General features: G+C 45.8%; 18 protein-coding genes. 1 reads left to right on the plus strand and 17 read right to left on the minus strand.

The genetic code is table 11. From position 1 onward, the window contains the following. From HQ50_RS06780 to HQ50_RS11375, 8 genes are all read right to left on the minus strand, one after another. A complete protein-coding gene (locus HQ50_RS06780; RefSeq protein ID WP_039429264.1) occupies positions 1 to 2,214 on the minus strand; it encodes a peptidase domain-containing ABC transporter in 2,214 nt (737 codons plus the stop codon). After that, complete coding sequence (locus tag HQ50_RS06785) at positions 2,214 to 3,542, minus strand: radical SAM protein (RefSeq protein WP_081960060.1); 1,329 nt, start codon at positions 3,540 to 3,542, stop codon at positions 2,214 to 2,216. Before HQ50_RS06785 ends, HQ50_RS06780 begins: the two co-directional genes overlap by 1 nt. A gap of 126 nt (positions 3,543 to 3,668) precedes the next feature. Next, positions 3,669 to 3,884 (minus strand): hypothetical protein, encoded by a 216-nt coding sequence (locus HQ50_RS11370; protein WP_152566900.1) that lies wholly within the window; start codon positions 3,882 to 3,884, stop codon positions 3,669 to 3,671. Positions 3,885 to 4,016: 132 nt separating this feature from the next. Continuing rightward, a complete protein-coding gene (locus HQ50_RS06790; protein ID WP_052074908.1) occupies positions 4,017 to 6,356 on the minus strand; it encodes a TonB-dependent receptor in 2,340 nt (779 codons plus the stop codon). 152 nt (positions 6,357 to 6,508) lie between these two features. After that, positions 6,509 to 6,910 (minus strand): hypothetical protein, encoded by a 402-nt coding sequence (locus tag HQ50_RS06795; RefSeq protein WP_235317951.1) that lies wholly within the window; start codon positions 6,908 to 6,910, stop codon positions 6,509 to 6,511. A gap of 224 nt (positions 6,911 to 7,134) precedes the next feature. Then, complete coding sequence (locus HQ50_RS06800; RefSeq protein ID WP_018965178.1) at positions 7,135 to 8,067, minus strand: hypothetical protein; 933 nt, start codon at positions 8,065 to 8,067, stop codon at positions 7,135 to 7,137. Between the two features lie 1,112 nt (positions 8,068 to 9,179). Continuing rightward, the gene (locus HQ50_RS06805) at positions 9,180 to 9,674 is read right to left on the minus strand and encodes a hypothetical protein (RefSeq protein ID WP_039418262.1); all 495 of its coding nucleotides are present in this window, start codon (positions 9,672 to 9,674) and stop codon (positions 9,180 to 9,182) included. Continuing rightward, positions 9,671 to 9,937 carry a hypothetical protein gene (locus tag HQ50_RS11375; protein WP_039431572.1) on the minus strand — a complete coding sequence of 89 codons (267 nt, stop codon included), beginning with the start codon at positions 9,935 to 9,937 and terminating at the stop codon, positions 9,671 to 9,673. The genes HQ50_RS06805 and HQ50_RS11375 overlap by 4 nt, the downstream gene beginning before the upstream one ends. Here HQ50_RS11375 and HQ50_RS06810 point away from each other — a divergent pair. Then, entirely contained in the window at positions 9,924 to 10,979 is a 1,056-nt protein-coding gene (locus tag HQ50_RS06810) for an endonuclease/exonuclease/phosphatase family protein (RefSeq protein WP_018965174.1), read from the plus strand. The two genes, HQ50_RS11375 and HQ50_RS06810, sit on opposite strands and share 14 nt — an antisense overlap. Here the strand turns inward: HQ50_RS06810 and HQ50_RS06815 are convergent. The 9 genes from HQ50_RS06815 to HQ50_RS06855 all read right to left on the minus strand — a co-directional run bounded on the left by HQ50_RS06815 (position 10,963) and on the right by HQ50_RS06855 (position 19,330). Further along, positions 10,963 to 11,832: a 4-hydroxy-3-methylbut-2-enyl diphosphate reductase gene (locus HQ50_RS06815; protein WP_018965173.1), complete on the minus strand. Its 870-nt coding sequence runs from the start codon at positions 11,830 to 11,832 to the stop codon at positions 10,963 to 10,965. The genes HQ50_RS06810 and HQ50_RS06815 overlap by 17 nt on opposite strands. Beyond that, on the minus strand, positions 11,829 to 12,524 hold the full coding sequence (gene cmk, locus HQ50_RS06820) for a (d)CMP kinase (RefSeq protein WP_039418259.1): 696 nt from the start codon (positions 12,522 to 12,524) through the stop codon (positions 11,829 to 11,831). Before cmk ends, HQ50_RS06815 begins: the two co-directional genes overlap by 4 nt. 29 nt (positions 12,525 to 12,553) lie before the next feature. Further along, a complete protein-coding gene (gene porQ, locus HQ50_RS06825) occupies positions 12,554 to 13,546 on the minus strand; it encodes a type IX secretion system protein PorQ (protein WP_039429266.1) in 993 nt (330 codons plus the stop codon). Between the two features lie 181 nt (positions 13,547 to 13,727). After that, positions 13,728 to 14,945, minus strand: coding sequence for a bifunctional 3,4-dihydroxy-2-butanone-4-phosphate synthase/GTP cyclohydrolase II (locus HQ50_RS06830; RefSeq protein ID WP_039429333.1), 1,218 nt, complete (start codon positions 14,943 to 14,945; stop codon positions 13,728 to 13,730). Between the two features lie 7 nt (positions 14,946 to 14,952). After that, complete coding sequence (locus HQ50_RS06835; protein ID WP_052074910.1) at positions 14,953 to 16,902, minus strand: LptF/LptG family permease; 1,950 nt, start codon at positions 16,900 to 16,902, stop codon at positions 14,953 to 14,955. 274 nt (positions 16,903 to 17,176) lie between these two features. Continuing rightward, the gene (gene rplI / locus HQ50_RS06840) at positions 17,177 to 17,716 is read right to left on the minus strand and encodes a 50S ribosomal protein L9 (protein WP_039429267.1); all 540 of its coding nucleotides are present in this window, start codon (positions 17,714 to 17,716) and stop codon (positions 17,177 to 17,179) included. Between the two features lie 24 nt (positions 17,717 to 17,740). Then, positions 17,741 to 18,013 carry a 30S ribosomal protein S18 gene (gene rpsR, locus HQ50_RS06845; RefSeq protein ID WP_004585133.1) on the minus strand — a complete coding sequence of 91 codons (273 nt, stop codon included), beginning with the start codon at positions 18,011 to 18,013 and terminating at the stop codon, positions 17,741 to 17,743. A 3-nt stretch (positions 18,014 to 18,016) separates the two neighbouring features. Continuing rightward, positions 18,017 to 18,370, minus strand: coding sequence for a 30S ribosomal protein S6 (gene rpsF / locus HQ50_RS06850; RefSeq protein WP_004585132.1), 354 nt, complete (start codon positions 18,368 to 18,370; stop codon positions 18,017 to 18,019). Positions 18,371 to 18,466: 96 nt separating this feature from the next. Further along, positions 18,467 to 19,330, minus strand: coding sequence for an RNA polymerase sigma factor RpoD/SigA (locus HQ50_RS06855; RefSeq protein WP_004585131.1), 864 nt, complete (start codon positions 19,328 to 19,330; stop codon positions 18,467 to 18,469). Positions 19,331 to 19,348: the final 18 nt, after the last annotated feature.

Consider the following 19,348-nt stretch of genomic DNA (forward strand, 5'->3'; position numbering starts at 1 on the left):
TCAGTTGCCGAGTTCTAATTGGTTCTTTACTAAGGCGAAGTATTTGCCACGTTTGGCGGTCAGTTCCTCGTGTGTGCCAACCTCTGCGATTTTACCCTCATCCAAGACAACGATTTGATCGGCATCGCGAACAGTGGAAAGGCGGTGCGCCACCACGACAACCGTTTTCCCCTTGTAGAAATCCGAAAGGTTTTCGGTGATGGCTCGCTCGTTGTTGGCGTCAAGGGCGTTGGTGGCTTCGTCCAAGAAGACGAACATCGGATTCTTATAGACTACCCTTGCAATCAAAATGCGTTGCCGTTGTCCCTGACTGATGCCCTGTCCGTCCTGTCCTATCATCGTGTTGTAAGCCAAAGGCAGGGCTTCGATGTAGTCGGCGATGTTTGCCACACGGGCAGCATGGCGGATACGTTCGATGTCGGGTTCGTCGTCCGAAATGGCGATATTTCTTGCAATGGTATCGGAGAACAGATACCCCTCCTGCATCACCGCACCGCATTGGCTTCGCCACCAACCGAGGTTATATTCATTCAGGTTGGTATTGCCTATTTCTATGCTTCCATTCAATGGCTCGTAGAATCCCAACAGGAGTTTTACGAGCGTTGTCTTTCCGCTTCCGCTTGCCCCCACGATTGCCGTTACCTTGCCGTTGGGAATGGAAAGGTTGATGTTAGAGAGAATATCTTTCGGACTGTAGATGTCGTATTTGAAGGATAAGTCTTTTATCATGAGGGAATGTCCTTCGGCGGTCTCGTCCGTATAGGCGGTACTTGTCCGTTCGACATTCTCTTCGTTGGTCTCGGTGTGGATTTCGTTCATGCGGTCAAGGCTGATGCTCACGTCCTGCCAAGAGTAAATGAATCGTATAAGCTGCTCCACAGGGCTGTTGAGCTGTCCGATGATGTACTGCACCGCCAGCATCATACCGAGAGTCATGTTCCCGTGTATTACGGCTGTGGCTGCAAGTACGGTAATCAGGATGTTCTTTACCTCGTTGATGGTGATGCTTCCTGCCTGCTGTACCTGTTGGAGGTTAAGTGATTGCAGATTGACCTTGAAGAGGTCGGCTTGCACGTCCTCCCATTCCCAGCGTTTGCGCTGCTCGCATCCCTGCAACTTGATTTCTTGCATACCGCCAATGAGTTGGTATGTGACGTTGCGGTTGCGTCCTGCCTGCTCAAAGTATTTATAGTCAAGCTGCCTGCGCTTTTTGAGGAAGAGGATTATCCAGCCTGCATAAAGCGATGTTCCCAAGAGGAAGACAAGGAAGATGCCGAGATTATAGACTGCAAGGACGGCACCAAAGACAAGGAAAGTAAAGAACGAGAACAGCAGGCTCAGACTGCTCGATGTGAGGAACTGCTCCACACGTCTGTGGTCTTCAATACGCTGCAAGAGGTCACCCATCAGTTTGGTGTCGAAGAACTTCATCGGCAGTTTCATCAGCTTGATGAAAAAGTCCGAGATGAGCGAGATGTTGATACGGGTGGAAATGTGCAGGAGTATTTTTGACCGGATGAAGTCGATGGCGGTACGGCTGAAAAGGAGCATCATCTGAGCTAACAAAACCAGCCATACGAAACCGATATCCTTTCCACCGATACCCGTATCTACAATGGCTTGGGTGAGGAAAGGGAAGACGAGTTGCAGGAGCGAGCCGAGCAACAAGCCGAGTATCAACTGCGTAAAGAAACGCTTGTATTTCTTGAGATAGCTCCAGAGGAATTTCACTCGGTTTTGAGAGGGAACGATTTTCGCATCCTTTTGTGTATAAAACTGTTCCGTAGGCTCAAGGAGCAGGGCTATACCTTTCTCCTCGCCGTTGATTTTAGTGCTTATCCAATGTTCGCAGAACTCCTCTTTGGTATAGGAGACAAGTCCTTTGCCCGGATCTGCCACATATACGGTATATTTTCCTTTATTGTGCTTTTTTATCTTATATACAACAACAAAATGGTTCTGATTCCAATGGACAATACAAGGCATCGGAGCCTCTTGGGATAGCATTTCAAAACTCAAACGTCCTCCAATCGTCTTGAAACCGATGGTTTCTGCTGCTTTGCTGATACCAAGAAGAGACACTCCATCTTTGCCTAAGGAGCAGATTTTCCGTAATCGATCTCGATCAACTTGCCGTCCTTCTTGTTTAGCTATCATTGCTAGACAGGAAGGACCGCAATCCATGGCATCTTGTTGTTTGATAAGTATATTCATTACTGATTATTAGATAATAGGAGCTCAAAGTTGATTTTTAGATAATCATCTAAATTCATATCAATAGATGAAAGGGAACATCCTTTTTTTAGATTTTCTTGTGATAATTCAATTTGCTTTTGGCTGCAAGGTCCCATACATTTAGGTAACATCTTGCAATTAATACACATTGCATTTTCGAAAGTTGCGGAAGCGATTCTTTGAGCTTGTTTATTTTCATCCCAAATAATTTCCCCCGTATCAGACAAAATTCCAACACTATCTTTTGGTATTAATGTCCTACCATTGCATTTATATACATTGCCATCCCAATTTATAATAGCATAATGTTCTATTTCGGCAGGACAAGAAACACGCTTATTCCCAAAAATACCAAAACCGACATTAAATCCCGCCTGATTAATTAACATCAAAGCTTTCTTTAATTTCATAAATTGATCATTTGAAGAGCTTAATCCCGACGTCTGCCATACTCTTTCCAAATGGATGAAAAATTTAGGTTTATCTAAATCTTGCAAATCATTCAAGATTTCTACTATATCATCTAATGTATAGTTGTCATAATTTATTCGGATTGTTGCAACATTTAATACATTGGCATGTTTGTAATTGCATTTGGTAGATATAGAATGCAATGCATTAATGATTTGTTGATAAGTGCCTTTCTTTTTTTTATTCTTCCATATTCGCACTTTATCATGTTTTTCTCGAGCACCATCTAATGTAATTTGAAATAACGGCTTATAGATCCTCATGGCATCTATAACAGAATCTTTTAAAAGACTTGCATTTGTCACAAAAAAAGGAGTAAATTCCATTTCTTTGCATCGTGTCTCGTTTAACCCATGTGCTAGCAGAGGGAGTACTATAGAATGGAAATATAATAAAGGTTCTCCTCCAAAAAAGGTAATGCGAAGCCTTTTGAATTTCCCTGATTGACAGATGTTTGTAATATGCAATTTGACAGAAGCCAATGTTTTTTCTGACATTTTACTGTGAGGAACATGGCTTTCATAACAGTACCAACATTTTAGATTACAATCTTGTGTCGGATATATCATTAAGTAATAGATTTCTGGAGCAAAAGCTTCTCGCTTATTTTGTGTACGTATTATTGCTAATTCGTCAGTGGAATCTTCTATCAAAAATCCATTTGAAACCATCTTCTTATATGTATTAGGATAAAGTTCACTCATTTTTGAGAGACCGTAATCTTTCATAGCCGCATAACTATTATTCGAAATTATCATATAGCTATCAGAATAACTATTATAGCAAAGAACTTTTCCCGAATCTTTTATGAAGATATTATAATTACTTTCTTTCATATCGAACGATTTTAATGATTCCTTATAAAGAGTGAGGACTTAGGTGTACTCTACTTCTAAGCCCTCACCTTGATTTACTTTTTAAACTTTTGCTAATGCAGAAGTTTTAATCACACTAGTCTTGGATCAGATTTCCAATGTTGGAATATAAGGGTCTGGCTCTTCTATTGGCTCTGAACAACTGGAGCATCCTGCTCCACATCCACGACCACAACCCAATCCGCAACCTTCTCCACAATTAATAGGTTCCAACTGTTGGTCACCACCTTGTACGACCAATAATTCGTCATCAGTTAAAGAAATTTCACTAAGAAGTGAAAGTTTTAGATTGTCATTTTTCATTTCCTTCTTTATTTATTAGTTAGTACTTATGCCATTTAGTGCGTGTCGGCTTTGTATATAATGAATATTTCGGAGATATTGGGCTTTGTAATCTGAGATGACAAGTCTCTCTTATGGCATTTTTGTTCATACTCACCTAATAACCCCCGCATCAGTATCTGTATTGTTTATTTGTTTTTGCAGATTACGAGTTTTTCCAATTCTGAAATTGTAGCTGAATGCAATCGTTACCAAGTTGTTATTGTATTTTTGGTATTTATATGTTTGTCCTTGTATAGCTTTGCTGTTGATTTCTGTGGTGTTAACAGCATTCATAAAAGGATTGTTGATGCTTATAGCGCAACGTATTCTGCGAATATTATAGTAAGCACTCAATTGAAGATTTGGAGCCATGCAGGTTTTGGTTTCATTGAACATGTAACTGATGGCTGTTCTGTAATTGGCTTGGATACCCCATTTGGGTTGATCATAGCTGATAGTTAATCCTCCCAATAAACCTGTATATGAGGTTGAAAACTTCAATCCGTCATTGATATAACGATTAAGCGTAAGATAGCCCGATAGGTTGAATGCCTGTGAGAACAACTTTTGACTTGCATACATGCGAATCTGAGCATGTGTAAAACTATTTTGGTTTGATATTGTGTATACAAATTTATCTGTCTCTGGATCGTAATATGGCGGATCATTCGTGAAAGGATGCTTGTTGTACTGTAAATAAGCCGTTAAACTCAGGAAGGAGTCTGCCTTGCGAAAACTCAGAGACACCTGATTGCTGTATGATTGATAGGGTTTGAGATGAGGGTTTCCCTTACTTATTTCATATTCTGAGATGGTTTGACTGAAATCCGAACGCATAGCCAATGTTGGCTCTTGGGGATTGATGTTCAAATGGTATTGCAAGCGAATTTTTTTTGCCAAAGGAACAGACAAAGACAGAGAAGGGCGAAAAAAATGGTATTGCAAAAGAACACCATCGTTCTTAATTCGATAGAAAGAATAACCTCCCCCCAAAGAGTAAGAGAATTTTCCAAATGCACCGCTGAACTCCAAATAATTGTAACTATTGAAATTTTGGAGAGAAATTGGATTTACACCTTCTGTCATCGTATAGATATTGTCTGTGTGAGAATAACGCTCATAAGTGCCAACGGTTAGCCAATGACGTTCTGTCAAAGGATACTTGTAAATGACTTCTCCAATAATCGAACGGTGCTTTCCGTTCACATCGTATGCACTCTCATATTTCGCCGAAGAATTATTGGTATATTCTTTATTGTACCATCTGTTATAATCGCTGGTAATATGAGTTCCTGTCAAACTTGCCAACAGATTAGATCTATTTGAGAACGATTTATCAATATAGAATTCAAGCATTATGTTGTGGGTCTTATTCTTTCTACTCAATATCTCTGTGAAAGTCGGGATGTCATTTTTCAAAACATTGCTAACAGAGCTATTCTTTGGTTGCCATAATCCGCTATACTTTGCGGTTGTATTGAAAAAGGAATTACGGCTGTCAATAAGACGGTTGTAGTCCATCTGTATGTCTCCATTCCAACGCTTGCTTCGTCCTTCTTCTCCAACGGAGTTGAGCGTCATGACAGATGTTGGATAATTGAATTTTTGAATGCTATTGGCATAAATACCTCCGACATTTTGATATTGTCCATTAATTTTAACGCTCAAAAAATCGGATTTCCGTATCCATTTAAAGTAAGCATAGGCACTACCCATATTCGTTGTAACTGCACTTAATAGCCTGGTTCCACCCTGAATCCCCTCGTACTGTTGTTTCGTTTTAATTAAAATCACGGCACTTACTCCTTCACCATAAGCAATTCCGGGATTATCCACATACTCTATCTTGGTTATATCTTGAGGTTGTAAGGCAATCAAATCGGATTGCTGAGAGAGTACGCCATTGATACGGATTTGTAATGTGCCTTGCTTTAATGAAGAGAAGGAGTGATTAATCAAATCAAATCGGAGATCGGGTAAATTCATGCGTTGGAGAATATCGTAAGCATCGACACTCTGTTTTTTGATAACATCTGAAGGATAATATATCCAACGGTCTGCTTTGGATTGTACAGTTGCAGAAATAGTAACCTCACTGAGTTCTATGGACTTTTCTTCTAAAAACACTTCACCTAAATCAATATTTTTTGTCAGCTCTATAATAGATATGTGTGTCTGTTTATAGCCCATGCAAGAAATCTGCATGCGATATGATGAAGCGGGAATATTATTGAGGGAGAACTTCCCGTCAAGGTTGCTTAATGTATGATACTTGGTCATTGCAGTGCTGTCTGCCAATAATACCACTTGTGCTGCTTCTACAGGCTTAAGAGTAGAGGCATCCTTAAGAGTTCCTTTGATTGAAAAACCTTGCCCGTAGCAAACCTGCACAGTACACAATAAAAAGAAGAGGAACATCTTTTTATAACAATTACCATATATCCAATTCATATTTTATTGATTATCTGAAAGATACAAATTCCTGATTTTTTTGCGTGGATAAATTTCCTCCCTGTTTCGGTTCGGATACAGGGTACCGATTCCGATACATGAGGCAGCGAGACTTTGGGTTTGGGTATCAAGACGATCGCTCCTTCTATTTCTTAATTCTCAAATGTGATCCGAGTGCAGACAGCATTGTAGGTTGGTATGTTGTAAGTCATTTTCATAAAACGACCTTCTATCGTCACGATGTCGCCCGGGTGTGCATAGTCGCACCATTCATTCAAAGTTGCCTCGCTATTCGCTATGTAATAGGTGGTAGCTATATCTCCCAGGCTGTTGAAACGACTGAAAGAGATAGGTATTTCGAAAGGGAGACCATTCGCATCATGGGTTATTCCCCAAATCTCCGTGCTTACGGGTGGGACCCCTAAGTTCAAACTCACCTTCTCGATTCGTCCTGTAAAATAACTCCGGCTGCCGTTCGTAGCTGTTTGGGCAAAACTGCTGAACGAGGAGAATAGGCAAACCAGTAGTACGAAAACAAATGCTTTTTTAATCATAAACTTTTAGTTAAGAGCCGGAATTGTATAAAAATTTTTGACCACAGCGAGTGGTACGGAAGGAAGCATTACGGAGGTCACTTGAGGTAAGAGCATATCCCGTTCGAAGTCGGAGCGGATTAGCTCAAACATTTGTCGATAATAAGTATCTGAACCTTCATTCTGCGCTTGTACATAAGGTGACACGAAGAAGCAGAGAGCACTGAATAATAAAATTATTCGCCTCATAGCTGAGTAACATTAAGTTTTTTATTGATAATCGAATTTTGTGTTTCGATCATGATAGTCATAAAGCCGAGCATAGGTGCCCTGAAGGATAGGGTATAAGCGTTTTCGGTCATTCTTTTGCGAAAAACACTTTTCCCCTCAAGATCGTATACGACCACTTGGACTATGGGGCTGTTGCTATCGATCTCTATTTGCCTGCCTTGTTGTTTGACAAAAACCTCATCGTCTCCTGCAACGGGTTTCATGCTGAGCGGGTAGCAATTGGTCGGATAAATATCCAAATAGCAGCGGCCTATGATGTCCCACCGCTGTGAGACATGACCATACACCCGAACAGAAGACCCAAAGGAAGCAGAGACTCCGGCAATAATCGGAGGTTCCATCCCGTCAGTGATGTTTACAACCCCTAATTGATTTGTCAGAAAGACTTTGCGGTTGTTTGAGATTTCTATGCAATCAGAAGCCCCGGGGAGTATCGGAATTGTAAAAGCAGGATTCCCCGTCATGCTCACAACGCCTTCAATGGAAGCATTATAGGAGGTAATTCTTGTCGGGAAAAAACGATAGTACAAAAGATTCCCCATGAATACAGAGCTTCCTTCTACTTCAATGTAATCACCTTCTTGAGCGAATTTGAAAAACTCAGTTATTCCTTGGTTTGACACAAAGCAGGGTTCGTTTGTAAGACGGTTATAGAAAAGCACGGGAGTGAGGTCATCCGTAACGGGAAGTATAAAAAAGAAATCCTCGCTCGCACGAGCCATACCCCATACCTCACGATCTCCATACATAAGCGGTGCTTTCACCTTTTCAAGGATGCCCCTAAAAATACTTGTTCCTGCGGAGAATACTTTTTCATCGACTCTTTCTTGTGCCCAAGAAAAGCTAAACAGGGCGAGCAGCAAGCAGAAAATTATTGTTTTTCTCATTTTCGTATTGTCTTCAAATGAATTTGATTGATTATTTCTCACGGAGGGTGTGGCATGACTTTAGTATTTACAAGTCTGCCGCCACTGTGCTTGGTGGATTATCGTCGTTTTTCATAAGTAAGTGTCTCTACAGTTGATTTTCGGCTACAATGTATAAAATGAAATTAAATTGTGCAAATATTTTCCTCAAAAATTGTGTCATGCAGATTATACCCTGAAGGGCAATAGCCGTTGGTGGGAAAAAAAGATTTGGCTAATTTTGTCTTGCCGAAAAGCATTGCTCCGAACTGTGGATTCCCCGTGTATTGGAAACGAGCAATAAATTGAAAAAGAGAATATTTATAGAAGAAAATGCCACACATCTGTGAATACCAGCTACGCCCCATCACCTGACATCAAGCCCGAATAAGCTCCTGTTCGGGCATTTCGCCTCAGCAACAAACCACGATCCGATCCGAGATTGCACAGAGGAAATTCGTACATCCACTTCAGATCACATGTAGAAGGATAGCATCTTGGCATAGGCCCCACCACATACATATCCGGGCTGCACCCGTCGGAGTTCTACGGAGAACTCGACGGGTGCTTCTTTTATATCAGCTGCTGAAAAGGCTTTTTTGATCCTGCGATTTATATATAAATCATTTACGATTTATATATTTATTGAAAACGATTTATATACAAAACGAAAACGATTTATATATAAATCAAAAATGTTTTATATACAGATCGTTGTCCGACTTGTTTTAATTCGTTTTTCAGTCTGTGAAAGTTCATCTCCTCGCTGCTTTTGCCTCGGTTTTATTGTCTCCGGAGATGCTTATTTGGAATCATTCCAAACTCGTCTTCGTTGTTGAAAACTTTTTTGGCGCATGATTTTTGAGCGGTTTATTGTTTTTGGGGTTATCCTTTTGTGCTCTCTTTGAATTCCCGAAAGTGTTTTCAAGATGTTTTTCGAGGAGAGATGGCCGATGGCTTCGCTGTGGATGCCTCCGGAGAAGGTGGCAACAGTGGTAAGCAGGGCAGGAGATTCTGATATATTCGTCTGGAAATGGAACGAGGGTGCTCCCTTGCGGGTGCACCCTCGTTCGCACAGGCCGGACTCATCCGGCTTAGAGTATTGTTTCCAGTTGTTCGGGATTCGGATCTACTGCCCGTATAATCCCTTGTGCGTCTACCAGATAGCTGTGGAAACGGATCTTCAAGCCATATACGTTGAGCATTTGATCGCGTTTACTATTTTCCACCAGTCGCTGGGCAGACAAGTCTATTTGGTCGAAAGCCAAGGTGTTCGTGAATACCGATAGGTTCTTATCCATCGAAACACCTACATACCGTACCCGACTATCGGGCCTTTTGGCAAAATAACGAGACCATCGGACATTACCGGCTCTGCTCTCTCCGTCGTATGCCGCCCAGAAGTGGACTAGCGTGTACGAAGCAGCCTCTGTGCCGCCATCCGACTGTACGACCAAAGACTTTACCTCCGGCACCACTGCCCCTACTGCCAAGCCATCTATGGCTTCGGACGGAGAGGAGGCCGAGCTGCCTGACAAAAGCAAGGCTGCCGCGACCAATGAGCCGGAAAGTATCCTCTTTAATTTCATACTATTCCGTTATAGTTAGACATCCCCAAGCAACCGCCCGTCAGATCGACGGATCCGGCAGGCTTGAGCCCCCGTGTTTCGGAGGGTTTCGAGGTGGCAGCCCACCCTTCGCTAAGGGCTTGTAGAAGCAACCACGGCGACAAAGATAAGCGTTTTAGCCAATCTATCAAACACTTAGCTCTCAGGAGCCGCTCCAATACATTGCCAAACCTGCCGGATAAATGGATGGGAGTGACTACCTTTGGGCCGATGAAAAAGATCATAAAGACCATCATTCCTTCCATCGGAATAGCAGTCGTTTCAGGAGGTCTTGCCCCTCATCCGAAGCCTGTTTCCTTCCGTGTGATGACCTATAATGTCGAGAACCTTTTCGACTGTTATGACGATGTTGGCAAGGACGACAGAGAATTTCTCCCAGAAGGAGAGTTGAAGTGGACGCCGAACCGTTACAACCGCAAGCTCAAACAGGTGGCTTCGGTGATCAAAGCTGTGGGTGGTCCCGATTGGCCGGCACTGGTGGCTCTCGTAGAGGTGGAAAATGATACGGTCATGAACAATCTGCTGAGCCGTACCCCTCTCGGAGAACAGGGCTACCGCTATGTGATGACTAACAGCCCGGACAAGCGCGGAATAGACGTAGCTCTGCTCTATCGGCCGGAGCTGTTCAGTCTGGATCACAAAGAAGAGTATAGAGTACGCTTTCGAGGCGAGAGGGACAGACGAACGAGGAATATCCTACATGCTCAGGGACGGTTGGCCGGTGGAGACACGCTGGATGTATTCGTTTGTCATTTCCCTTCCCGTAGGGGAGGTGTGCGTAAGACGGATTCTTATCGGCACGATGCCGCCACGCTCCTAAGGGCAAAATGTGATGAAATAGTAAACCGTCGGGACAATCCTTTTATCCTGATCATGGGAGACCTCAACAGCAATCCGAACGAATCACCTCTGACTGAAACCCTGCGAGCGTATACCGTTCTACCCGATGCCGACAAAGTAGGAGCCGGAGAGTTGTACAACCTCTCAGGGCGTCCTCTCTCTCAAATTCCTCCCGGAACGACTCTGTATAAAGGTAAGTGGGAACAGTTGGATCACATCATCGTGTCCGGTAATTTGCTGAAGTCAGATTCACGGATCAGCTACCGAGCCGGATCGGTCAAGAACGTAGTCCTGCCTTATTTGGTACACTCCGCTCCGTACAATGTAGCGCGTATCGCGCCCAACCGTACTTATCAGGGGATGCATTATAAAGGAGGGTATAGCGACCACTTGCCCGTGATGGCCGAGTTTACAACAGAGCCTTGATACGCGATGCCACCTCTTCCATCTGCCATCGGGGCGTGGAGGTGGCTCCGCAGATGCCTATGCTGGTCGGCAGTGGCACGAGCATATCCGGCACGATAAGCTCCGGAGAGGAAATAAATATACTGCGGGGATTGGCTGCCAGACAATGTGCGAAGAGTACTTTTCCATTGGAGCTTTTCTCTCCGGCCACGAAGAACACCAATTCGTGTGCAGCTGCGAAAGCTCCGATATGCGGGATCCGATTGGCCACCTGACGGCAGATGGTATCGTGATGCTCGAATGTTACACCCGGCTGCATACGTGCGCTGATGCTGTCAATGATCTGTCCGAATCCCTCCAGACTCTTGGTCGTTTGTGAAAAGAGGATGACGGGACGTGTGTAGTCTATTTTGTCCAGCTCCTCTTCGCTCTCGATGACAATAGCCGTTCCTTCGGTCTGCCCGACCAGACCGTTTACTTCCGCATGCCCCCTTTTGCCGTAGATGACGACTTGTGCGCCGAGGCTGCGCGTAGCTTCGTATCGTGATTTGATTTTGTTTTGCAAGCGGAGTACCACGGGACAGGTGGCATCTATAATCGTTACCCCATTTTCTCCTGCCATCCGATAGATTTTGGGCGGTTCGCCGTGGGCTCGCAACAGCACTTTTGCCCCACGGAGCCGGGAAAAAGCATCGTAATCGATCGTCTCCAATCCTTTCTTCCCTAACCGTTCGACTTCCAGCGTATTGTGTACGATGTCGCCCAGGCAGTACAGCTTATCGGAGCTTTTCTCCAATTGATTCTCGGCATGACGAATAGCATTGACCACACCGAAGCAAAATCCCGATCCGCTGTCTATTTCTATCGGAATCATGAACCGGTCACTTCCTGAAAACGCTCCAGCAACCATGCCTTCTGCTGTGGGATGGTCATATGAGAATTGTCCAGCACTAAGGCATCCTCAGCCTGCCTCAAAGGTGAAACGGCACGCGTGGAGTCGATCCTGTCGCGCTCTTCTATGTTGGCCAGTACGTCATCGAAAGTAATGGCAACATCGCCCTTGGCACGCAATTCGTCCAAGCGGCGTTGTGCTCGCACATGCGGCAAAGCCGTCACGAATACCTTCATTTCCGCTTCGGGGAAGACCGTAGTGCCTATGTCACGGCCATCCATCACTATGCCTTTGCTCTTTCCCATTGCCTGCTGCTCACGCACCATTGCCTCGCGTACGAAATCAAGCGTGGCGATCGGGCTGACTTTGGCAGAGACTTCCATGCTGCGAATATCCTGCTCTACATTTTCTCCGTTCAAATAAGTCTCCGGCAATCCTGTCTCCGTATTTAACCGGAACGTAATCCGTACATCGGACATTTCGCTTCGCAGAGTCTCTGCATCGAGAACTCCGTCTTTCCACAGCCCCCTGCGGATAGAGTACAATGTTACGGCACGGTACATGGCACCGGTATCCACGTATATATAACCGATGGCACGAGCCAAATCCTTGGCCATGGTACTTTTCCCACATGAGCTATGCCCATCGATGGCAATAATGATCGGATTAGTCATAAGAAAGTAAGCTGATGGTTGATGGTGTATTAGAAGATGCTCTTATCGTCCAAACGGATACCTACCGAACACATGAACGAAAGAGCTGCAGGATGATAGGTGGCAGCAGATACGCCTACACGCACTAAACCTGAAGTGAAACCAACGCCGGCCGAAAGGCCTCCCCATTTGTTGCCGCCTTCCACTTCGAAGTCCTGTGCGATCTGCGGCGTATATCCCAGTCCGACCCAAAACTTCTCCGAAGGAGTGAATTCTGCTCCCAGCGAGAAGTGCCGCAGGAACTTTTGCATCTTGGTCAAATCGCGTGGAGCAAGGCGTTTGAAGTAATGCGGATTGAGGTTGAACAGCGTGATATGCAAACGAAACGGAGCGTTGATAAAGCTGCGGGAAAAGCCAAGCTGGAAATCCCAATCGAGCGGTTCCCGTTCGTCGTTATAGCCTTTCAGTTGTGCTCCTACGTTCTTGAACAGAGCAGAAGCCGAATATCCTTTGTCATCGTCGTAATAACTGATACCGACATCTACACCGAGCCCCAACGAACTATAGGTCTCGATAGAAGAATACAGTGCTTTCAGGCTGACCCCGCCGCGGAAGTGATTGCTTAGCTCATGACTGTAAAACCCCTGTACAGCTATATCCGAGGCACTAAAAGAGCCGGTGGCAATCGCATTCGGGTCGTATCCTTGCATAGATCCGTAGTTCAGGAAACGTGTGCCGACACCCCACATGCCGCGCTCTCCGACGGACGAGGCATAACAGGCATTGCCCATATGCGAACCACTCATATAATATAAATAGGAAAGAAAGGCTCGGCCCCCGGATTCATATCCGAGCAGAGCCGGATTCTCAAAAGCCAGTCCGGGATTGTCGTCTACGATGGTGATGGCTTTTCCTCCTGCAGCCAAAGCCTGTGCAGTGGCCGGAAGGTTCAGAAAATGAAACACCTGCTTCTCTTGTTGGGCACCTGCCGAAAACACAAGAGAGAGAAATCCCAAAATGATACCGAAATGCTTGCGAATCATGAACACAAGGTTATGTGGATAGTGAACAAAGATACATTTTTCCATCATTGGATATATAACGGATAAAGCAGAGGAAACCGTATGTACATCGCCTTTTGCCGGTCAAAGGAAAAGGCCGTCGGAACGTATGACAAACGTCCGACGGCCTTTTTAAGAACCTGTTAAGAGGCGGAATAGCTTCTTATTTGATATTGCGCAACTCGTGTCCCATCCGTTCTTTCTTGGTGCGCAGGTAGAACTCGTTGTAGCGATTGGGGGCAGTTTCTAGTGGGATATTTTCTACGATCTCCAAGCCGAAAGCTTCCAGACCGATACGTTTTACCGGGTTGTTTGTCATCAAACGCATTTTCTTCACACCCAAGAGGCGGAGAATCTGAGCGCCTACACCGTAGTCTCGCTCGTCGGCTTTGTGTCCGAGACAGAGGTTAGCCTCTATCGTATCCATACCCTGTTCCTGCAGCTTGTATGCCTTCATCTTTTCCATCAGACCGATGCCACGGCCTTCCTGATTTAGATAGATAACGGCTCCCTTGCCTTCCTTTTCGATCTTCTCCATCGCTTGGAGCAATTGGCCGCCACAGTCACAGCGCATAGAGCCGAATATGTCGCCCGTGGCACAGGATGAGTGCATACGAACGAGTATCGGTTCATTTTCCTCCCATGTTCCCTTGAAGAGGGCTATGTGCTCTAACCCATTGGATTTTTGGCGGAAAGGTATGAGACGGAAGTGTCCGTATTCGGTAGGCATATCCACTTCTACACCCTTTTCTACGATGGACTCTTGTTTGAGACGGTAGGCTATCAGATCTTTGATGGCGATGATCTTCAGCCCAAAACGCTTGGAGACCTCCCATAGCTGTGGCAAACGTGCCATGGTACCGTCTTCATTGATAATCTCTATGAGGGCTGCAGCCGGTTGCATGCCGCATAGACGTGCCAAATCCACTGCTGCTTCTGTATGCCCAGCTCGACGCAGAACGCCACGGCTACGCGCACGTAGCGGGCAGATATGACCCGGACGTCCCAAATCCGACGGACGTGTGTTGGGGTCGGCCAGTGCCAGAATCGTCTGTGCACGGTCGTACATGGAGACACCTGTGGTACAGCCGTTGCCGAGACGGTCTACCGTAACGGTAAAGGGAGTCTCGTGTATCGAGGTATTGTCCGGCACCTGCATCTCCAGTTCCAGTTCGCGAGCACGCTCTTCGGATATGGGAGCGCAGAGGACACCGCGACCATGGTGCATCATGAAGTTTATCTTCTCCGGTGTCACCTTCTCTGCTGCGATGATAAAGTCGCCTTCATTTTCGCGATCTTCATCATCCACGACGATCAGGAACTTACCTTCCTTGAAGTCTTCCAGGGCTTCTTCAATAGTATTCAGCTTGATTTCTTCCATCATTACTTTATATGATTTGGTTTGTATTTTTCTTGTTGATTATTTCTTCCAATTCGTCACACGTCTTGATCAACGTATGCAGTTCTTCTTTCAATAGTTTGCGCCGACTTCCCAGATAGATCAACATCGGGAGGGAGGTTGGCAAGAGCAGTCCCAAAGCGATGCCGTGCCGCTTGTCCTTGGGCAACCAGTGCGAAAGGGTAGTGGGCAGCGGAGGTACATCCATCAGCTTGGCAAAAATGAGATTGTCGGTAGTATTATGGAGGTATTCTACCATATCATCTACGCGAGCACTGAGTTCCTTTTGTAAGGATAGATCACTGCCAAACAGCCAGATGAGGGGGAGGGGACGGCTCATGATCCGAGAGGCGAGCAGCCGTTGTGCATCGGAGCGGACCTCGGCTATTTCGGTCAATGCGTATTCGTAGTTTGCCTCCTCCACTACAAGCTCTTTCCTCTCCAGCAGACGCAGACGTTGAGGCCTGAAAACACGTTTAATCCAGTTTACGTATGTGTCCACATTCAGCGTAGAGGAGTCCCGGGTAGCTTTATAAGTCAGGAAGAAACCGAATGGCACCAGTACAAAAGTGCTCAGCCACATCCCCAACCAGACAGGCCACTCTTCGGTCTTGGCCATCTTAACTCCAAAGGTATCCACCATATAATAGAGAACAAAGAAAAGCACCGATGCGACAATAGGTGTGCCGAGTCCTCCTTTCCGTATGATAGCACCCAGCGGTGCGCCGATAAAGAAAAAGATCAGGCAGGCCACCGGATAGGTAAACTTCGTATGCCACTCCCTCATATGAGAGATGCGTCTATCCCTTTCGAATGCGGTGGATTCTTTCATGATCATGCATTCGCCGATGTAGGTGTCGAATCGGTTGATCATTACGGATCGGGCTTCCAAACGCTGCGAAAGGGTCGATCTGCTCTCTATGCTGTCCAGCGTTGTCGGGATTGCTTTGGCTGCCTGCTCTATTTTAGTCTTGTAGGCAATCGAAGTTGCCGATGTATCGAGCGGAGAAAGTGGCGATGTCGCATAGCGGGCATTGTAGGTTTGGATGTATAGATTGTTCGCATTTCGGAACGAAGCACTATCGACACGGAGAGTAACGGTGTCTATGAATCGTTGCAACTGGATCAGGTTTTTGCCCACATATTCTCCACGCATAGCTCCTTCGTCCATCAGACTGAAGTTGGCATCGAAGGGGATGACGATCTCTTTTGTACGGAAGCGTTCGCGCATGTACGGCGTGGGGGCATTGCTTTCCGTCTGTTGCGAGCGGAGATTTTGGAACGTTTCGCCGGAGTGGAGCATGAGGGTAAGGAATGTTTTGCCCTCATCCATCTTCAGCTTACCGCTGTCGGCCACGATAATGCGGGCATCGGCAAACCCTTGAGAGTGGTCATAGATCATCATGTCATGGAGCATTCCCGTGCGACGATCTTTCTTGGCTACAAAGAGATTGTAACCACGAATACCATTGTAAAAAGAACCTTCGGGAATTTCCAGTTCCGGAGTCGCTCTTCTCGCAGAGAATAGGATCGTATAGAATTTCACTTGGGACTGGATCATCAGATCGTTCTGAAAGATGAAAAGCCCGCAAGCAATGGCTACCACAGAGAAGAAAAGAGGTTTCATGATGCGGTAGAGCGGTACTCCGGCCGACTTCATGGCGAGCAATTCCAAGCGTTCGCCCAAATTACCGAAGGTCATCAATGAGGCCAATAGGACACCCAGTGGGAGTGCCATGGGAACCAAGGTCATGGCTGCATAGAAAAGCATCTTGGACAAGATGATGGCACTCAGTCCTTTGCCGACCATGTCGTCCACATATTTCCACAGAAACTGCATCAAAACCACAAACCAACAGATGGCAAAAGTCATCAGCAGGAGTGGCAGAAAAGTCTGTAGCATGAAAAGGTAGAGCCTCTTCACCGGTAGTTTTTTCATCTTGGCGGGTTGAGCTTCCTTGTTAGTTCCTACAAAAGTAAGAAAAAGGTGCTTGAGCTATGAGCAGGGAGGAACGTCTTCGTACTTCTTTTCTTCTGTTTCGGAGATTGTATTTGTCGATTGTTCCAGACAACCGAAGAGGGTGAGCCAAAACTATGCGTTTTGGTCCACCCTCTCATATCGTTTTATTCTGAATGCCGACAATGCTGTTATTCCTTATCCATGTCCGTCCAAGCGACGGCGGGCAGGCTCAAAAGGAACGATCACAGCGAGCTTATTCAGCTGCAGCTTCTGCTTGTTCTGCCTCGGTAGCCGGTGCTTCCGCTACGGGAGCGGGCGTTTCTTGGGGCTTTGCTTCTACGATAGTTTCATTTTCAGAAACCACTTCGAAGGGTATTTCCACCGTAACTTCCTTGTGCAGACGTACTATGGCCGTATAGTTGCCTACTTCCTTGACGGCAGGCTTGAGGACGATGATCTTACGATCCACTTCCACACCTTTTTTCGCCAGTTCTTCAGCGATCTGGATATTCGTTACAGATCCGAAGATCGTACCCGTACTGCTTGTCTTGGCTTTGATCGTCAGGCTGATGCCCTGCATCGATGCAGCTTTTTCTTCAGCTTCTTTCTTGATCTGAGCGATTTTGTGAGCGCGTTGTCTCAGGTTTTCAGCCAATACTTTCTTGGCTGATTCCGATGCGATCACTGCTTTGCCCTGCGGGATTAGAAAGTTGCGACCGTAACCGTCCTTGACTGTCACGATATCGTCTTTGTAGCCAAGGTTGACTACATCTTCTTTCAAAATAACTTGCATATTCTGTCTCCTCGTCTTGTTTTATTATTTCATCATATCGGTTACGTAGGGCAACAGTGCCAAGTGGCGAGCACGCTTCACAGCCTGAGCGACACGACGTTGGAATTTCAACGAAGTACCGGTGATGCGACGCGGCAGGATCTTGCCTTGCTCGTTCAAGAACTTTTTCAGGAATTCGGGATCCTTATAGTCGATATAGCGGATACCGCTCTTTTTGAACCGACAGTATTTCTTCTTCTTTGTGTCTACCGACAACGGAGTCAGGTAACGAATTTCTCCTTGATTGTTAGCTGCCATGATTTACGCCTCCTTTACTTCTTCTGTTTTTGCTTTCAGACTTCTTCTCTTTGCTGCATACTCTGCTGCGAACTTATCCTGACGGAAAGTCAAGAAGCGGATCACGCGTTCGTCACGACGGAAGTTCGTCTCCAACTTGGCGATTACATCGGGATTGGCTTGAAACTCGACGAGCTGATAGAAGCCGGTCGATTTCTTTTGGATCGGATAGGCGAGCTTGCGCAAGCCCCAGTTTTCTTCGTTCACGATCACAGCTCCTTCCTGTTTGAGGAGACCGGTGAACTTGTCTACCGCTTCCTTCATCTGAGCATCAGACAAAACGGGAGTCAAAATGAAAACGGTTTCGTAGTTGTTCATTGTTAAACCTTTAAGTGAATTATTCGATAATTTCGGCCGCGAAGGTACGCACATTCGTGCAAATACGCAACCCGAATATTTTGTAGTTATTGGGCGTTAGCCGAGATAACCCTTCAGATTCTTACACTTGTTGCTCTGTCGCAAACGGCGAATAGCCTTCTCTTTTATCTGGCGGACACGTTCGCGAGTGAGACCGAACTTGTCGCCGATTTCCTCCAGTGTCATCTCTTGACAGCCGGCAATGCCGAAGAACAGCTTCACGATCTCTGCTTCACGCTCCGTCAGTGTGGACAAAGCCCTTTCGATCTCAACGGCCAACGATTCATTGATCAGCGACTTGTCCGTATTAGGGGTGTCCTCATTGACGAGTACATCCAACAAGCTGTTGTCTTCGCCCTCCACGAAAGGAGCATCTACGGAGATATGTCGTCCGGATACCTTCATCGTATCGGCGATTTTGTCTTCCGCGATGTCCAACTCCTTGGCCAGCTCTGCCGATGAGGGACGACGCTCGTTCTCCTGCTCGAATTTCTGCTGAGCCTTGATGATCTTGTTAAGCGTACCCACCTGATTCAGGGGCAGGCGGACGATACGGGACTGTTCGGCCAATGCTTGCAGGATGGACTGACGAATCCACCATACGGCATATGAGATAAACTTAAAACCGCGCGTTTCGTCGAATTTCTCTGCTGCCTTGATCAATCCAAGGTTACCTTCATTGATCAAGTCCGGCAAGCTAAGTCCCTGATTCTGGTATTGTTTGGCTACGGATACTACGAAACGAAGATTGGCACGAGTAAGCTTTTCAAGGGCTTTGCGATCGCCACGTTTGATGGCTTGCGCCAACTCCACTTCTTCTTCGACCGAAATCAAGTCCTCGCGACCGATCTCTTGCAGATACTTGTCCAGAGACGCGCTTTCACGGTTTGTGATCGACTTGGAAATTTTAAGTTGCCTCATTCTTGCTCCTTACACTAT

The sequence above is a fragment of the Porphyromonas sp. COT-052 OH4946 genome, from assembly GCF_000765965.1.
GTDB lineage: Bacteria > Bacteroidota > Bacteroidia > Bacteroidales > Porphyromonadaceae > Porphyromonas > Porphyromonas gulae.

Coding starts and splice junctions, on each gene's coding strand:
- HQ50_RS06790 (WP_052074908.1), bottom strand. CDS start 6,356: ATGAATTGGATATATGGTAATTGTTATAAAAAGATGTTCCTCTTCTTT.
- porQ (WP_039429266.1), bottom strand. CDS start 13,546: ATGATTCGCAAGCATTTCGGTATCATTTTGGGATTTCTCTCTCTTGTG.
- cmk (WP_039418259.1), bottom strand. CDS start 12,524: ATGACTAATCCGATCATTATTGCCATCGATGGGCATAGCTCATGTGGG.
- HQ50_RS06815 (WP_018965173.1), bottom strand. CDS start 11,832: ATGATTCCGATAGAAATAGACAGCGGATCGGGATTTTGCTTCGGTGTG.
- rplI (WP_039429267.1), bottom strand. CDS start 17,716: ATGCAAGTTATTTTGAAAGAAGATGTAGTCAACCTTGGCTACAAAGAC.
- HQ50_RS06855 (WP_004585131.1), bottom strand. CDS start 19,330: ATGAGGCAACTTAAAATTTCCAAGTCGATCACAAACCGTGAAAGCGCG.
- HQ50_RS06830 (WP_039429333.1), bottom strand. CDS start 14,945: ATGGAAGAAATCAAGCTGAATACTATTGAAGAAGCCCTGGAAGACTTC.
- HQ50_RS06800 (WP_018965178.1), bottom strand. CDS start 8,067: ATGAGAAAAACAATAATTTTCTGCTTGCTGCTCGCCCTGTTTAGCTTT.
- HQ50_RS06805 (WP_039418262.1), bottom strand. CDS start 9,674: ATGAAATTAAAGAGGATACTTTCCGGCTCATTGGTCGCGGCAGCCTTG.
- HQ50_RS06835 (WP_052074910.1), bottom strand. CDS start 16,902: ATGAAAAAACTACCGGTGAAGAGGCTCTACCTTTTCATGCTACAGACT.
- rpsF (WP_004585132.1), bottom strand. CDS start 18,370: ATGAACAACTACGAAACCGTTTTCATTTTGACTCCCGTTTTGTCTGAT.
- HQ50_RS06785 (WP_081960060.1), bottom strand. CDS start 3,542: ATGAAAGAAAGTAATTATAATATCTTCATAAAAGATTCGGGAAAAGTT.
- rpsR (WP_004585133.1), bottom strand. CDS start 18,013: ATGGCAGCTAACAATCAAGGAGAAATTCGTTACCTGACTCCGTTGTCG.
- HQ50_RS06810 (WP_018965174.1), top strand. CDS start 9,924: ATGAAAAAGATCATAAAGACCATCATTCCTTCCATCGGAATAGCAGTC.
- HQ50_RS06795 (WP_235317951.1), bottom strand. CDS start 6,910: ATGATTAAAAAAGCATTTGTTTTCGTACTACTGGTTTGCCTATTCTCC.
- HQ50_RS06780 (WP_039429264.1), bottom strand. CDS start 2,214: ATGAATATACTTATCAAACAACAAGATGCCATGGATTGCGGTCCTTCC.
- HQ50_RS11370 (WP_152566900.1), bottom strand. CDS start 3,884: ATGAAAAATGACAATCTAAAACTTTCACTTCTTAGTGAAATTTCTTTA.
- HQ50_RS11375 (WP_039431572.1), bottom strand. CDS start 9,937: ATGATCTTTTTCATCGGCCCAAAGGTAGTCACTCCCATCCATTTATCC.